The 16,394-nt window shown below is 60.7% G+C and carries 13 protein-coding genes; 5 read left to right on the top strand and 8 right to left on the bottom strand.

All coding sequences use genetic code 11. From position 1 onward, the window contains the following. Positions 1-197: 197 nt before the first annotated feature. The 3 genes from IDM46_RS08365 (at position 198) to IDM46_RS08375 (ending at position 1,823) form a co-directional block, all read left to right on the top strand. Positions 198-482 (top strand): type II toxin-antitoxin system MqsR family toxin, encoded by a 285-nt coding sequence (locus IDM46_RS08365; RefSeq protein WP_185115451.1) that lies wholly within the window; start codon positions 198-200, stop codon positions 480-482. 1 nt (position 483) lies between these two features. After that, positions 484-921: a type II toxin-antitoxin system MqsA family antitoxin gene (locus IDM46_RS08370; protein ID WP_185115452.1), complete on the top strand. Its 438-nt coding sequence runs from the start codon at positions 484-486 to the stop codon at positions 919-921. Positions 922-1,379: 458 nt separating this feature from the next. Beyond that, the gene (locus IDM46_RS08375) at positions 1,380-1,823 is read left to right on the top strand and encodes an FKBP-type peptidyl-prolyl cis-trans isomerase (protein WP_185115583.1); all 444 of its coding nucleotides are present in this window, start codon (positions 1,380-1,382) and stop codon (positions 1,821-1,823) included. A gap of 25 nt (positions 1,824-1,848) precedes the next feature. On the opposite strand, the gene IDM46_RS08380 is transcribed toward IDM46_RS08375, so the two are convergent. Next, positions 1,849-2,349, bottom strand: a complete 501-nt coding sequence (locus IDM46_RS08380) for an STAS/SEC14 domain-containing protein (protein WP_221441853.1) — start codon at positions 2,347-2,349, stop codon at positions 1,849-1,851. A 13-nt stretch (positions 2,350-2,362) separates the two neighbouring features. Between IDM46_RS08380 and IDM46_RS08385 the strand changes: the two genes are divergently transcribed. After that, complete coding sequence (locus IDM46_RS08385) at positions 2,363-2,806, top strand: VOC family protein (protein WP_185115454.1); 444 nt, start codon at positions 2,363-2,365, stop codon at positions 2,804-2,806. A 6-nt stretch (positions 2,807-2,812) separates the two neighbouring features. On the opposite strand, the gene IDM46_RS08390 is transcribed toward IDM46_RS08385, so the two are convergent. From IDM46_RS08390 to IDM46_RS08415, 6 genes are all read right to left on the bottom strand, one after another. Continuing rightward, entirely contained in the window at positions 2,813-3,103 is a 291-nt protein-coding gene (locus IDM46_RS08390; protein WP_185115455.1) for a hypothetical protein, read from the bottom strand. Positions 3,104-3,215: 112 nt separating this feature from the next. After that, a complete protein-coding gene (locus IDM46_RS08395) occupies positions 3,216-5,333 on the bottom strand; it encodes an AIPR family protein (protein WP_185115456.1) in 2,118 nt (705 codons plus the stop codon). Between the two features lie 8 nt (positions 5,334-5,341). After that, entirely contained in the window at positions 5,342-6,301 is a 960-nt protein-coding gene (locus tag IDM46_RS08400; protein ID WP_185115457.1) for a PD-(D/E)XK motif protein, read from the bottom strand. Then, positions 6,285-9,002 (bottom strand): Z1 domain-containing protein, encoded by a 2,718-nt coding sequence (locus IDM46_RS08405; protein WP_185115458.1) that lies wholly within the window; start codon positions 9,000-9,002, stop codon positions 6,285-6,287. Before IDM46_RS08405 ends, IDM46_RS08400 begins: the two co-directional genes overlap by 17 nt. Further along, complete coding sequence (locus IDM46_RS08410) at positions 8,995-10,452, bottom strand: ATP-binding protein (protein ID WP_185115459.1); 1,458 nt, start codon at positions 10,450-10,452, stop codon at positions 8,995-8,997. The genes IDM46_RS08405 and IDM46_RS08410 overlap by 8 nt, the downstream gene beginning before the upstream one ends. A gap of 31 nt (positions 10,453-10,483) precedes the next feature. Next, positions 10,484-12,085: a DNA cytosine methyltransferase gene (locus IDM46_RS08415; RefSeq protein ID WP_185115460.1), complete on the bottom strand. Its 1,602-nt coding sequence runs from the start codon at positions 12,083-12,085 to the stop codon at positions 10,484-10,486. A gap of 29 nt (positions 12,086-12,114) precedes the next feature. Here IDM46_RS08415 and IDM46_RS08420 point away from each other — a divergent pair, with 29 nt between their 5' ends. Further along, positions 12,115-12,573 carry a very short patch repair endonuclease gene (locus IDM46_RS08420; RefSeq protein WP_223877940.1) on the top strand — a complete coding sequence of 153 codons (459 nt, stop codon included), beginning with the start codon at positions 12,115-12,117 and terminating at the stop codon, positions 12,571-12,573. Between the two features lie 218 nt (positions 12,574-12,791). Here the strand turns inward: IDM46_RS08420 and IDM46_RS08425 are convergent, their stop codons facing one another. Continuing rightward, positions 12,792-16,373 (bottom strand): methylmalonyl-CoA mutase family protein, encoded by a 3,582-nt coding sequence (locus tag IDM46_RS08425; protein ID WP_185115461.1) that lies wholly within the window; start codon positions 16,371-16,373, stop codon positions 12,792-12,794. Positions 16,374-16,394 lie beyond the last annotated feature (21 nt).

Raw genomic sequence — 16,394 nt, forward strand, 5'->3', positions numbered from 1 at the left:
GATTTCCACGCCGTAGGCAGGAGATCGAGGCCGCACGGCAAGGTCCTGGCTGGATCGCTGCATCCATGTGTATCCCCTGTGTCCCCAGCCAGAACTCGATGCGGTGAGCTCGCGGACGCGACGACCACCGTGGGTTGACCGATTACCCTTAAAGGGTTACATTTGCTCCGCGCCTGTACACGTCCCAAGGAAGGGAAATGTCCGCCACTTGCGACTTGCCCGCTGTCCAGGCCGCGATTGCGGCGCGAGGCGTGGGGTGTTTTACCCGCAGCGCGCTCGACGGCATCCGCGACATGGGGCTGACGAGTACGGAAGCGCTGGCAATACTCGAAGCGCTGAACGTGGGCCACTTCTACAAGACCATGCCGGCCGTCAACAATCCAGGGCTGTTTCAGGCGCCCACGCCAGCGGGGTGGGCTTACGTCAAGCTCATGCACGACCCCGCCAACGCTCGCATCTGCATCTCCTTCAAGGCACTTTGACATGACCCACGACAACACCCACTGCATGGAATGCGGCCAGTCGGACAGCCTGGCAGCGTTCCGTGGCGAGTCTTTCACCGTGACGCACAAGAGCGAAGCGATGGTTGTCCAGGACTTGGCAGGCGAGCGGTGCAGCGCGTGCGGCGAGGTCTTTTTTGACGACGCCAGCGCCGCTGCCTATGCCGCTGCGGGCGACGCCCTGGTGACCCGTGCACGCCAGCACGTGGCCGCACAGCTGCGCCGCGTGCGCATCAAGTTGGGCCTGACCCAGCGCGCCGCGGCCGAGCTCACCGGCGGCGGTCACAACGCGTTTTCCCGTTACGAAAACGGCCAGGCCGCGCCCGTGGCGGCAGTGGTCAACCTGTTCACCCTGCTGGACCATCACCCCGAACTGGTGCACGAGCTGCACGGACCCCAGCGCGACGCCGCCCACGAATAAGGGGCTGGACGTTGCACCACCAGCGGCGCATGTTCGGCGGCGCCCTGCCGCATGCCTGGCCCGCGGCCGCGGTGGCGCTGCGGTTTGTCGACGGCTACCTGGAGGACTACGCGAAGTCTTGGCAGGTGGCTGGCCGGTTGATTGCACTGCTGCAGGATGACCGCCTACAGCAGGAAGCAGCCCCGGGTCGGGACGGGCGGGCGCGCACCGCCGGCGGGGCGCAGCGTGGCACGGACCACATTGTGCGCGGCAAGCGCGAGGCCGCCGATCAGCGCCGGAGGCGTCTTCAGCCGGGTGAAAGCGACGAGGGCTTCGCTGATCTGGTCAAGCAGGCTGGCCATGCGGGCATCGTTGCGCAGCAGGCCGCCGCGGCGGCTGGCACGGTGGAGTCGGCAACGCGATGCGAACATGCCTCGCGCCGGGCTACCCTCCCGGTTCCGCCCAACGCGCCGCATCCAATGACCCATCGCCTGCTCCGCAACGCCGCCACGCTGTCCGCCCTGCTGCTGCTCGCCGCCTGCGGCCGCCCTCCGCCCTACAGCGGCGGGGACGTGACCGAACTGCAGCGCATCGAAGTGACGACGGGCGAAGGTATTGCGGCCGTGGCCGGTGACGAGGTCAGCGTGCATTACACCGGCTGGCTCTACGACCAGAACGCGCCGGACAAGCGTGGCGCGAAGTTCGACAGCTCCCGCGATCGCGGCCAGCCCTTCGCGTTCGAGCTCGGCCTCGGCCGGGTCATCCGGGGCTGGGACGAGGGTGTGGTGGGCATGCAGGTTGGCGGGACCCGTGAACTGCATATCCCCGCGTTCCTCGGCTACGGCGCCGAGGGCGCGGGCAGGACCATCCCGCCCGGTGCGTCGCTGGTGTTCGAGGTGGAGTTGCTGGAGATCAGGAGGTAGTGGCGCGCCACCCCGGCAACGCGGCTCAGCCTTCGCGAACCCAGGCCAGCGCTTCATCACGCTGCTCCGGCTTGAACACCCGGTAGCTGACGAACGGCAGCAACGCGCTCTCGATCCGCGTGCCCACACGTACCCACGCCTGGTCCGCGACCACCGCGACCCGCCCGAAGCGACGCAGCTGGCCGAACAGAGGCATGGCCCGGGCAATGTACGCGCCCAGGCCGGAGACCTCGATGGCATCCAGCGAACGGGTTTCCACGAACACGTGCACCGTGTCGTGCGCTGCCAGGCAGGCATCCAGCCGGTCCATCACCGCGACGAGATCGGCGCTGGTGAGCCGGTGCTCGATGGACACGGCAATGACGTTGTCGGCGCTGGGGATGAATTGAACCATTGCGAGCTTCCGTCGAATGCCGGCTGCGGGAGCCGTGCCCGGGCGTTGCGTGTGGATCGACAGGTTGAACGGGCTAACTGCGGGAAAGCGGCCTGCACGACGGGACTCAGGCGTATTGTCGGCGGACGCCACCCGGGAGATTGTCATGAGTAACCAGGCACTGTTTCCCTACCTTTGTGTCGCCGACGCCACCGCCGCCATCGATTTCTATCGCCAGGTATTCGGCGCCACCGAACTGTTCCGCCTGCAGGAGCCCTCCGGACGCATCGGTCACGTGGAACTGGACTTCGACGGCACCACGCTGATGGTGTGCGACGAGTTCCCCGAGTTCGACATCCGAAGCCCTGACCCGGCCGGCGGCTACAGCGCGACGATGCACCTGCACGTGGACGATGCGGACGCCGTCATCGCGCGCGCGGTCGCCGCAGGCGCCACCCTGCTGATGGCCCCGAGCGATGCGTTCTACGGCGAACGCTCCGGCGCGATCCGCGACCCCTTCGGCCACCGCTGGAACATTGGCCACCATCTCGAGACCGTCAGCCCCGAGGAGATGCAGCGGCGGTATACGGCGGTTCTCGGTACTTCTTGACGCCCGTCAGTTCCGCAAACGAATCGCCTGAGTCTTCATCGGCACCCTGTCCTCGTTCGGACGTTCGATCGTCCAGCCGTCCGATGGTGAGGCATGAATCACGTTGACATCCGTCTGCAGACCCCACCAGGTGTGCTGAGTAATACGAAGTTTGCCGCCGCTCATGAACTCGACGTCGCTCGTCCGCCAGGCCAGCGTCAAGGCAACCAGTCCAACCACGATCAAAGCCACCATAACCAGACCTACCAAGGTCTCGAAGAAGCTGACCACGCCTGCGACGATGCCACGTTGTTCCACTGCCGGTTGCGGCCTGCACACTCTGCGGCCAGCCGGCTTCCGAATTGATCACTTAGTCGAACTCGCGCTCGCTGAGCAGTGACGATCGGTGTCATGGATGATCGAGACTCGGTCATACCGACTCAATCTCGTGGTGTCGAAATCCTTCAGCCTCACACCTCTCGCCGATCTCACGCAGCCGCTTCCAGTCCCGGTCCGTCGCCAACCGCACCGCCGTTGTGGGCGACGCTGCGCGGCGTACCAGCTCCAGCTCTGGCCCGAAAACGTAATCGTTGACACTGCCCCACTTCAGCAGTGCTTGCCAGTATCCATTGACTGACTTCCCCAGAATCTGCTGTTGCAAGGAAATTCCGTCGTCCTGCACGCCCTGTTGCTTTGCACCTCTTGCCTCCGACTTATGCTCCTCCTTGTCGATCGACCACTCGATTGCGGTCTTGTCCAAGCTGAAGGAGATGGCTGCGACCTTTTCCCAACAAGCTTCCTTCTTGGCCCACTCGCCGACGTTGGAGGATCCTTCAGGCAGGTCCAGCAGTGCACGCTGCGCGAGCACAGCCGCCCTCTTAAATACTTGAAGAAGACTCTCATCCGCTTCCTGCTGCTCCCACACCTTTGCCAAGTCGGGCTCTCGCCCTACCTTACGAAGCGCGGAGAAGATCAGGGACCATGCGTAGGCGACAATCTGGGGGCGGTAGTCTCCCTCGTACCAAAGGCCTTTCGCAGCCGAAACGGTGGTCTCACCGGCCTTCCATAAGATGGCGACCGCGGCGATACGCTGGTAGTAGGCGTCGCCGTAAGCAGGGCTCAGCTCGTCCCAGCGCTGAGCTTCCGTCTTGTCCCCCTTTGACGAAAACTTGGCCGCGAACTTGATGAAGTTCTTCTGGGCACCCAGGCTCACCCAATGCGGATTTCCGTTCAGTGTGCTGTCGTACTTTGCCAACTCAGTCTTGTTGAGCACCTGTCGAGGGGGGTACTCAAGATCAAAGGCATCCTTCTTAGCCTTTGTGAGGTAGAGCCGCTCATTCTGGAACTGTCCGCGCGAACGCTCATAGAACCATTTGCTTTGTACGCGAGCACCAGCGCGCGCCGGAACCATGAGTCGCCTGGAAATCTCTTCCATCTTCCGATGAAACGGATGATTTGCGAAAAAGTCGGCGATCGCCACCTTATTCTGGGTATTTGCATATTCGGCAATCTTGGGAATAAGGTCGTGAGCCTCATTGCTGGCCACGACCGTTAGTTTCATCGGCACGCTTACGCCGGCAAGACTGAGGCGATCCTGTTTCCTTGCACGGAGAATGCTCGCCGTGGTCTGACCCCCATTGACGATTTGAAGATCCGAGATATCGGTAATTCGTGCGGCAGCACCAACTGACTCAATCGCCACTGAGGCAGCGGTAGCAGCAATACCATTGTTGTAGGCGAAGAACAGTTGCGGCGCGTCTTGGATTGTGGTCCGAATGCCCTTGTTGACGCCCCCCTTCATGCCAAGAAATGATCGGACGTTACCCTCCAATAGTCGACTCCCGTATCGCTCAAACAGGTCCGCCAAGAGGCTTCCATCGATGACGCACAGGAAGGATTGAAGTCTTTCGTCTTTCGACGCCTCGATGCACTGGATGCCGTCGGAGCCGAACTCAGCCAGCTCGATCTGCAGAACCTCCCGCTCACGCGAGGACTCATAGAGAGCCTTGAGGCGCTGGAGGTCCCAGATGTGGATTTCTGTTGGCGTTCCGGCAATTTCCGATCTTGACTCCCGCTTGTAAGCCCGGCTAAGGGACTGATTCGCGAAGATGTGGAAACGTATACAGGCAATGGACGACCGCTTGCGTCTGAGTGTGCTGGCCAATTGATAAGCCGGGCTCGACTCCGTGATCCTGTCATCCAGCCCGCCATCAAGCGCCTCGGCAGCAAAATTCTCCAGCCAAGCGCGCATCTGGTCCACGTCCGAAGTCCGCAGGGTGGACGGTTCATCGTCATCCACCCAGCGCCCGATGACCATGGAGAGAGTGCCGTCCGACTCGTCGAGATCGGTGAACCCATGAAGCTTGAGTAGCTTGTTCTTGGCCCCCTGTCTCGAGTCTTCAGCCAAGATGAATTCTCCGAAGACGGGGTCTTCCTCCAGCCGCTCAGCGACCTCAGAGACAAAGGCAATCGTGTCCACAAGATTGGACGACTCTCCCCGCCGCAGCACCATTTGACGAAGCTCACTCAAGAATTCCACGTCTTCCATACCCCCCCCTAATTCCGTTTTCGTACGTCCTGCAGCGATATCGCGTAAACCGCTGATTCAACTCCAGTTGGAACCATTGCCGTGGTCAACCGCGGAAACTCGTCGCCGACCGGAAACGACTCGACCTTCAATGGCTCAAACGCCGTCTGGTCATAGTGCGGGTGTTCGACATAGCCCGCTTCCAGCAGCGCGTCCCTGAACGCCGCCAAGGCCCCTGGATTCGGTGCGAAGCACTGCTCGAGCTTTGCAATGATTCCGTTCAATGTAATCGCCGTCGCCTCACCTGGTGAAGCCGGCCTCAGCGTCCAAAGATTCAAAGAGATCGGTAGCGGCCCATCCAGCTGCTTAAGCGAACTAATGGTCACGTCGCGAGCCCCTGGACCGACTGCTTTGACCTCAACCGCCTCACCAGAGAACTGGAAGTCCTGATCGGCTCCGGAGGGACCAACCCAGGCTATAGCCACCTCTGAGAGTCCGTACTTCTGCTCGCTGAGCACCGATTCCATAAAAAGAAGTTCCGCGACCAGACCCTTCACTTGGTACTCCGCCAACAACCCTGAATTTCCGCTGTCGAACAGCCGCTGCCAAAGTGCAAGACGCCTGTGTACGAGCTTCACAAGAGCGTCTTCGTCATGCGTACCAGCAATCTCGTCGATGAGATCTTGGCACAGCCTGCCAAACACAGGAGAAAGCTCCCCGCTCTGAAGTCGAAGAGCCATCAACCAAGTCGCGAAACCCTTTCTCTGATGCCTGAAGTAGTCCAGCGCACCAGACCTGACTGCCACCGCCGGCGGCTTGCGGTGAACCTCGATTGCGAGAAGACATGATCCTTCACCGTCCACTCCGCCATAAACCTTATTTTCAGAGTGCTCGTCGAGAAGGAATATCAGATATTCACCAGGCTGTGGTGGGCTGACACGAGCCTTGTCGAACGCGACGTCCCAGATACGCTCAATCGAGGTCTTCATCAGACTCGTCTTCGTCATCAAGCAGCCCGGCGTTGCGGAGATAGACCTTGTTGAGTCGGTATTTGACCGATGAGCGCCTTGTTTCCTCAAACTGTGGGAAAGAGAGACTCACCCCGATCAAGAGATCCGTCTTGATCTCCGAAGAAAGCATGATGCGGGAGGCAGCCTTGGAATCCTTATCAGGATCAGATGGTTGTACCGGGTGGATTGTCATCAGAGGCCTTTGACGCACGGTCCGATATGCGTCGCCGGGGACCCGCTTTGCAGCGCGGACCTCAGGGTCAAGCGCTCTCCAAGCCTCCTCAACCTCCCTGATCACGTCCTCCTCAATCTCCACCTTTTCGTCGGAAATCTCCCCCAAACGTTGCTTGTTGATCTTCAGGAAACTGGCTCCGTTCGATCGCGACCGTTCAAACTGACGCAATCGCTTCAAAGCCCCAACCTGTACTCCATCGGGACCGGCAAATGCGATGCCTCTTGCCGCCTCACCAGAGCCTTGAGCCAAACACACATCCCATGACTGCAAGGCGTCGATTTCGTTGTCCGCAATGAAGGACAGCAGTGGCTGCTCCTTTGTTCTGCTATCCGGAATGAAAGCCTGGTTGACTGGCGAAATCTCAAGCGCTGCCAAGTACGCGGCCACCTGACTGGGGCTCACGTTCCGCCAGATGTAGCGACTCCCTACTTGGTCGGCTGGACCAAGTTCGTTGAGGAAGGTTGTAGTGACTCGAACATTCGCTTGGTTGGTCTCTTGCGATCTTGGCAGGGCCGACGTCTCTACCGCACGGCCACTGTAGGACGCCTCCACTTCAACCTCTTCCGAGTGACGCATCTTGTTCTGCGCCGTGACCAGCAGGATATCGGGATGCGATTTCACACGGATGCCGAACTTGCTGGGCGGCAAACGATTCAGGTGCATATGTCGTATATCCGACCTGAGTTCGCCAACAACCCCAGCTATATGACCAAACCAATCCTGGGCTTCTGGCGTCATCCAGATCCTGCATAGATCGTCGTATCCTGGACGATATCCGAACCATCGGCCCATCTGAAGCAGCGTGTCGTACGCCTTGGAGTTCCGGTAGAAATAGCTCACGCACAAACCCTCCAGAGTCAGACCACGGGAGAGAGTGAGACCGCCAATCGCGATGACCCGGCGCCCCTTCTCCGTATTCTTGTAGTGGCGGTAGTTGAGCTTGTCCTCGGCTTCCGTCTCCCTGTTGATCGTGAGGACCTTCACAGTCGCAACTGAGTCATAGAGCTTCTTGCGAACACCGTCCCACGGCACTCCGCTATCGGAGTAATGTTCAAGATAGAGCTTGTGCAGGTTCGACAAGGGTTGATGACGAGACCATAGATCATCATCGGCCAAGTACTGCTTTATCTCGTTCACCAGATCGAACAGGTAGCCATCCACGACATCCGCCAGTCGCCCCTGCACGTCAGTGAAGCGCGTGACATTGATAAGCATCGTCCTATGCCGCAATGACTCTTCTCGCAAATCGCGTACGGCGCACGATAGTAGGAACACATCCAGCGCGTTCTGCATGGACGCCGGAAGGTCAATTATCTCGAGGTCTTTCCTGTGCTTGTCTGGAAAACAGGCCTCGGCATCAACGATGTCGACGAGTTGCCCGGCATGCGCCCCGTCATCAAGGAAGATCGAAGCAGCTCCTATGTATGTATTCGCTGCCTTGAGGCTGTAGATGAAATTGTTCGGGAACAGGTCGTTCCGCTTGGGATCGGGATTGATGAACACGTTTGCGAACGGCGTCGCGGTGTATCCGACGTAAGCCGCCCTTCGAAATTGACCCATCAGCTCCCGAATCAGACTGTTGATCTTTGCAGGATCCTCGTCCTTCTTTGCATTCACTGATGCGTTGTCAGCCTCGTCGTCCACCAGGAACAGCGGTATATCCAGCTGTGTTGCCCCATGCCGCATCTGATTCTGGAGGTACTTGATGAGTCTCGTGAGTGGCGTCGTGTTCTTCTTAAGGACGAGAAGCAGGGGTTCTCCAAGATTCTGCAGTGGAATTCCCCTGAGCGCACGCTGGTTGGCCGTGAGGAAATCCGATTCGACGGAGGTGAGCACGTTGGGGGTCGCGTCACGAAATCTGCCCGCTCCAATTATCCTGCCGTGTACTCCCTCGATGAGATCGCTGCTTTCCTGGCCCACAAAACCCTCGTCCATGCGCTCTTGCGACTGAGAGCGTAGCTCCTCGATCATACCGGTGAGCAAAACGACAACCTTGTATCCAGAATCCGCTGCCTTACTGATGAGGCCGCAATAGTTCGCCGTCTTTCCGGACTGGACGTCGCCCATCACAAGGCCTTGTGTTCTCCATGGATCGGGCTCTGAAGGGTTTCCACATTCTGTCAGGATGTTGTCTGTGTCTTGGTCAATGGTTCGCAGCACCGAGCCTGTAAAGCCTTGGGACTGCAGCTGACGGACATACGAATCCCAATATGTCCATTGAATTGTTGACTTTGCATCGTCCAGCCAAGGCTCTATCTCCCCACTTGTCAGTCCTTCTCCAGGACTCATGCTCAAGCCGACCATGGCCTCAAGACGGCGCCTTGTCGGCTCAAGATCCATACCTTCGAAGATTGCGACGAGCGTACGCATCGTCCGCAGAAGCAATTCATCTGTCAGGTCCTGCTCGCCAATAATGCCCATGGCGGTAAGAAATGGATCAGACATCAGCAAGTCTCTCCTTGATTGCGTCATGTAGTGCAGGGAACCGCGCCAAGGGATCAATGCCCAAGACTCTGGCGATACTCAGGCCCGTGAGTTCGAGAAGGCTCCGTGCCATATCGGCCAGTTGATCCAGGTTATCGCCTGCTTCCCGCGGCTGATCACCGCACATATCGGCGTATATCTGGTCGTATGGCAGCGACGTTCCCAGATACTCGAGGATGATCTGCATGTGGTGCTGCTGATCTGCATCCAAGGACTCGCTGAGCCTTGAGATCAATGGATGGTCGGTGTTGACCTGATAGCTGAAGCTGCCGTGCCGAGGCTCGATTCGATCCCAAAGAGGGACGACGGCAGGGTTGCTGGCGGCCCGGCGACCTGGATATACAACCGCCTTCCTGCTTTTGTCGGCGAAGTGCGGGATCAGGAGCTTGAGCCGGCTTCTGATCGCATCAGGTGGATAGGCTGCGGACTTCTTGATGTCCAGAGCCCATAGCTCATCGAATGAATTCGGAATGTCCACCTTGACCCGCGTGAGCTTGTAGACCTCGTGCTTGGGCACAAGCCGGAACCACGTTCCCCAGATGACGAGACGCCGCCCTCGATAGACGTAGAAACCTTGCGTGCCTCGGAGACCGTCACGCCCACCCGCCGCCACGATTTCTTCTTCGCTCAGGCGGCTGATCGGAGGCAGAATATAGGGCGAAACCTCCACCGTGCCTCGCTCATGGCGAATTGTTTGCCCTTCAAGTTCTTGACGAAACTGGCTCGAAGCCAAGAAAGGATCACGATGGGGCAATGGCATCCCGTTCACCGCCATGAAGATCTTCGGATGCTGCGCCTCCCTCTGCATGAAGCGATGGAAGACGAGTGCCAAGTGCTCGAGCAAAGGCTCCATCTTGGCTGTCATTTCCTGCTGAAGGTTCCCTGCTCCAGCCGTCAGCCTGTCAAGCTCTTGCCAGACGACCAAGGTTCCAGATTTCTGCTCTCTCAGCCGCCCGAACATCGGTAGCGTCTCGAACTCGGACTTCTCCGGAACGACCACGAGCCAGCGACCGGTCTGACGGACAACATCTAGATCCCAGCGCCGGGCACTGATGGTTCCACCCTTGCTGCTGATCACGGTCAGTTTTCGACACTGGGACAACGAGGCAGTCTTGAGCCCGAGTCCGAACCTTCCGAGATCATTAGCCCCTCGCCGATCGGCTGGGTTTGAACTGCCGTGACGCATTGCGCCCGTAAGCTCATCGGGCGCCATACCCGCGCCGTCGTCAAGGATTGCAACGAACGGGCTCGCGGTGGCGTCGTACTGGATTCGCACCTCGGCGGCCCCAGCCGAAAGGCTGTTGTCGACGATATCTGCCACCGCGGCCTCTACCGAATAGCCTACCGCCCGCATCGATTCGATCAGTGATACCGGGTCCGGGATCACTTCCAGAGTCTGTACCTGATTCATCAACTGCCCCCGTATCAGTTGTGTAGCTCAACTATCGGCCCGCGAGAACCCCGTGCACAACCTTGGCGATCTGCACTGCGAGTGCGGGCGGGACTGCATTGCCAACCTGGATGAACTGCTGCGTTCTGTTTCCAAGAAAGAAATAGTCGTCAGGAAACGTCTGCAAACGGGCTGCCTCTCGAACAGTCAGGCTCCTGCACTGTGCAGCATCCCAATGTATGAATGCATGACCGTCCTTCGACAGATGGCTCGTGATCGTGCTCGCGGGACCACCGCGTTTCTGCACTCGGAATCTGTCTACGAAGCCCCCTAATTCCCAGTTCGCGTGATCCGGCGCGAGGCTTCGAGGAAAGTCGGCACTTGTGGGCGAGCGGCCATATTGCTGGGCAAACACGGCACAGAACATGTAGCGTCCCAAGTCGGATTTCATATGCCCGCGTGTCTCGTGGTTCAGGACGACGCCGGGGTTCATTCCTCGCAGGTTCGTTGCCAAGGCGCTGGATCGTCCAGGCGCGTACTTGCTCGAAGATCTGGGAAGATCCGCTGCGGGCACGATCTCGGCCAGCGCCTCGGCGACTTCAGGAAACTGTTTCTTGACTGCGACAACAACCGCACGCCGCTCATGCTCCATTGCGTCGAACCATGCGTCTGCATCGTCCGGTTGTCGACTTAGGCCACTGCGAAGATGAGGCAAGCCGGCCAGTGCCTGATCAATCGAGACTGGCTGTCCCGCCGCCAGCCCCGGAAGCCTCGCAACATGTGGCTGCAGACAGTCCTCCCTTATGCCCATGATGATGACGCGATGTCTCGCTTGAGGCAGGCCGTGATCCTCACTCCGGATAACAAACCCATAGGGGTCTTTGGCAACGATCGCCTCAGTCCGATCAATCCCGAGTGGCACATGGATCGGAAGCAGGGCGTAGCGCCCCGACTTGCCATCGCCGGCCTGGGAGCCGCCTAGCGCACGCGAAGGATCGCCAAGATCCCGCTGGATGGACGAGAACATCTCTTGGCTTCCCACCTTCGAGGAAAGGATGCCTTTGACGTTCTCCATGATGAAGACCGCTGGCCTAAAGCGCGCGAGGATGGCTAGGTATTGCCTATAGAGAAAATGACGCGGATCTCCCTTGCTGGTAAATCCCTCGACATTCTTCTGCCGGGCCCGACCAACCAGCGAATAGGCTTGACAGGGTGGGCCACCAATGAGGATCAGTTCATCGTAGCTGTGTCGTGCCGCGTCAATGCGGGCGAACAGCGCCTTGTTCCCGGCATCCGTACCGAGAGTCAAGTTCAGCGCCTCTGAATCCGCTTCGTCCCAGAGGGCCTTCCAACGTCCTTTGCGAAAATACTCTTGGGGGGCACCGGCAGAGCCTGATGAAGCAGCCTTGAGGAATTCCCAGTATTCATGCGGCACTTCCCCCTCTTGGCGAAGGAGCAGCCTGAAAAAGGCGCGGAGACGCAGCGTGGCATGGGCTGACCTTTCCATCTCCGCGGAAACAGCCAGTTCGAATGGGTGAGTTCCTGTACCCGACGGGATCTCAAAGCTGCTGAATCCTTCACCCAGCCCTCCCGGGCCGGCAAAGATGTCAATCACGCCGATTTTGCTGGAATTGCCGTTACGTACTGGGAACAAGATTGGAGCCCGACGATATGGTTGATGTCATGAGCGCCGATAAGCGCTCGCTTTTAATGGCGCGAATCCGGAGCAAGGACACCGCGCCGGAACTCCAAGTGCGGAAGCTGCTCTGGCGTGACGGGTTCAGGTACCGGCTTCACACCAAGGGACTTCCAGGGAAGCCCGACCTCGTCCTGCCGAAATGGAACGCAGTCGTATTCGTGCACGGCTGCTTTTGGCACCACCACTCGGGCTGTTCCTTTTTTCGTCTTCCGAAGACTCGGGCAGCCTTCTGGAAAGAAAAGCTGTGCCGAAACAAGGAAAGGGATCACGCGTCCATGGCGGCACTTTTGGCAGCGAACTGGCGAGTTGCGGTGGTCTGGGAATGCGCCGTTCGTGAAGATGCTGGTGCTGTAGCGCAGAAACTCGCCGCATGGATACGGCAGGAAACCAAGTGCATCGAGCTGGAGGCTCAGAAACACTCGGGTCACGACAACACACCGTGATCGCGCACAGGCTCGGCTCCCACCTCACACCCCCTTCCTTCGCCACTTCAACACTAGTCCAAGGGAGTCTCACGGGGTGATCCAGATGTCGAATACCTCGGCATGAACATTCGAGCCACGCAGGCTCGCGAATTTAGCGAGCATGTGGCGATCCGCGTGCATGCGAGCGTTCGTACTCCCCAACGAGCCACCTGTGGAATGCCCCCGCTCGGACCTCGTTACATATTCCGCCGATACTCCCCACCCACATCATAAAGCGCGTGGCTGATCTGCCCCAGGCTATGCGTCTTCACCGCCTCCATCAGCGCCTCGAACACATTGCGCCTCTCCCGCGCCGTGTTCTGAAGGTACGCGAGGCCATGGCCGTCGTGCACCATCGCAGGCTCCTCATCCGCCGCCGCCTGATGCGCGTGTGACGTTTCGCCGGCCGGCGCCAGGGCGTTGCGCCCCTGCTGCCACAGCTCCACGTTGGCGATCTGCTGGCCCTTCTCTTCTTCCGTCGAGCGGATCAGCTCGATCTCGGTGGCGATCTCGCCGGCGTGCTCCTTCGGCAGGAACGTGTTCACGCCCACCAGCGGCAGGCTGCCGTCGTGCTTCTTGTGTTCGTAGTACAGGCTCTCTTCCTGGATCTTGCCGCGCTGGTACATGGTGTCCATGGCGCCCAGCACGCCGCCGCGCTCGCTGATGGCTTCGAACTCCTTGTACACGGCCTCTTCCACCATGCCGGTCAGGTAGTCGACGGCAAAGCTGCCCTGCCAGGGGTTCTCGTTGAAGTTGAGCCCCAGCTCCTTGTTGATGATCATCTGGATGGCCACGGCGCGGCGCACGCTCTCTTCGGTGGGCGTGGTGATGGCTTCGTCGTAGGCATTGGTGTGCAGGGAGTTGCAGTTGTCGAACAGCGCGTACAGCGCCTGCAGCGTGGTGCGGATGTCGTTGAACTGGATCTCCTGCGCGTGCAGGCTGCGGCCGCTGGTCTGGATGTGGTACTTCATCATCTGGCTGCGTTCGTTGGCGCCGTAGCGCTCGCGCATGGCGCGCGCCCAGATGCGGCGGGCCACGCGGCCGATCACGGTGTACTCGGGATCCATGCCGTTGGAGAAGAAGAACGACAGGTTGGGCGCAAAGTCGTCGATCTTCATGCCGCGCGCCAGGTAGTACTCGACGATGGTGAAGCCGTTGCTGAGCGTAAAGGCGAGCTGGCTGATCGGGTTCGCGCCGGCTTCGGCAATGTGATACCCGCTGATGCTCACCGAGTAGAAGTTGCGCACGCCGTTGTCGACGAAGTACTGCTGGATGTCGCCCATCATGCGCAGGGCGAACTCGGTGCTGAAGATGCAGGTGTTCTGCGCCTGGTCCTCTTTCAGGATGTCGGCCTGCACGGTGCCGCGCACGGTCTTGAGTGTCTCGGCCTTGATGCGGGCATACGTCTCCGCATCCACCATCTCGTTGCCGGTCACGCCCAAAAGCCCCAGGCCCAAACCGTCATTCGTAGGCGGCAGCTCCCCGTGATATCGCGGCCGCTGCTTCCCTTCAAACACCTTCGCGAGAGTCCGCTCTGCAGCCTCCCAGCGCGCTGGATCCGCCTTCAGGTACTTCTCCACCTGCTGGTCGACGGCGCAGTTCATGAACATCGCGAGGATCATCGGCGCGGGGCCGTTGATGGTCATCGACACGCTGGTGGTGGGCGCGCACAGGTCGAAGCCGGAGTACAGCTTCTTCATGTCGTCGAGCGTAGGCACGTTGACGCCGGAGTTGCCGATCTTGCCGTAGATGTCCGGCCGCGGCGCCGGGTCTTCGCCATACAGCGTGACCGAGTCGAAGGCGGTGGACAGACGCGCGGCGGGCTGACCGACGGACAGGTAATGGAACCGCCGATTGGTCCGCTCCGGCGTGCCTTCGCCGGCAAACATGCGGATCGGGTCCTCGCCGGTGCGGCGGTACGGGTACACGCCGCCGGTGTAGGGGTAGCTGCCCGGCAGGTTCTCCTTGCCCAGGAACGTCAGCAGCTCGCCCCAGCTCTTGTAGGTGGGCGCGGCGATCTTGGGCACCTTCTGGTGGCTCAGGGACTCGCGGTAATTCTCGACGCGGATCGCCTTGCCACGCACTTCGTATTCGGTGACTTCATCGGTGATCGACTTCAGGCGCTGCGGCCAGGCGCGCAGCAGGTTCAGGGAATCGGGTGTGAGCGACTGCAGCGCGTCGTTGTAGCGCTGGCGGAGCGTCAGCAGGCTGCGATCCACCACCCCCGCATCGCTTTCCTTCGCGTCTTCGCGCCTTCGCGAGACAACATCCCCCATCCCGTAAAGATCCAGCGCCGCCGGCAGCGCCGGATCACCCAGCTCCTGCAGCGACTGCCAGAACGCCTGCGCCCGATCCGCGGCTTCCGCCTGCTTCTCGATGCTGGCGTTGATCGCCCTGCCCTGCTCCGCGATCTCCGCGAGATACCGCACCCGCGCCCCCGGAATCAGCACCGTAGCCCGCGGCTCCTTCAACGTCGTATCCAGCTTCGGAGTCCACTTCTCCGCCGGCAGCGACAGCTTCTCCCGCAACAACCGGCACAGGTTGGCAAACATCCAGCTGATGCCCGGATCGTTGAACTGGCTGGCGATGGTGGGATAGACCGGCACGTCTTCGTCCGCGGTCTTGAACGCCACCCGATTGCGCTTCCACTGCTTGCGGATGTCGCGCAGCGCATCTTCCGCGCCGCGCTTGTCGTACTTGTTGAGCACGATCAGCTCGGCGAAGTCGATCATGTCGATCTTCTCCAGCTGGCTGGCTGCGCCGTAATCAGAGGTCATGACGTACATCGGAAAGTCGACCATGTCGACGATCTCCGAGTCCGACTGGCCGATGCCGGCGGTCTCCACGATCACCAGGCCAAAGCCCAGGCCGCGCAGGTAGGCGATGCAGTCCTTGAGCACGGCGTTGGTGGCCACGTTCTGGCGGCGCGTGGCCATGGAGCGCATGTACACGCGGTGCGAGCGCAGCGAGTTCATGCGGATGCGGTCGCCGAGCAGCGCGCCACCGGTGCGGCGGCGGGTCGGGTCCACCGAGACCACGGCGATGCGGATGTCCGGGAAGCTCGACAGGAAGCGGTTGAGCAGTTCGTCGGTGACCGACGACTTGCCGGCGCCGCCGGTGCCGGTGATGCCGATCACCGGTGCGTGCGTGCCCACGGCCCAGTGCTTGCGCAGCGCAGTGAGCTCGGCCTCGCTGTAGGTGCCGGCTTCGATCGCCGACAGCGTGTGGCCGATGGCCACCTGGTCCGGATCGACCCGCGACGGACCGATGCGGGCGACCACGTCGTCCGCCGGCGGCAGGTGCGCCTGGCCGCGCTGCTCGCGGGCGGCGCCGACGCGCGCCACCACGTCCTCGATCATCTCCACCAGGCCCAGCTTCATGCCGTCGTTGGGGTGGTAGATGCGCTCCACGCCGTAGTCCTGCAGCTCGCGGATCTCCTCGGGGGTGATGGTGCCGCCACCGCCGGCGACCACGCGGATGTGGCCTGCGCCGTGCTCGCGCAGCATGTCGACCATGTACTTCATGTACTCGACGTGCCCGCCCTGGTAGCTGGACAGGGCGATGGCGTCGGCATCCTCCTGCAGCGCGGCGCGCACCACGTCTTCCACCGAGCGGTTGTGGCCGAGGTGGATGACCTCCGCGCCCTGCGCCTGGATCAGCCGCCGCATGATGTTGATGGCGGCGTCGTGGCCATCGAACAGGCTGGCGGCGGTAACGAACCGCAGCGGGCTGGTTTCAGGCTGCGCGGTCGGGACATGCTGGCTGGCGGGAACGCTCATCGGGGGGCAATCCGTACAAAT

Origin of the sequence: Luteimonas sp. MC1825, assembly GCF_014764385.1 — a bacterium.
Lineage (GTDB): Bacteria > Pseudomonadota > Gammaproteobacteria > Xanthomonadales > Xanthomonadaceae > Luteimonas.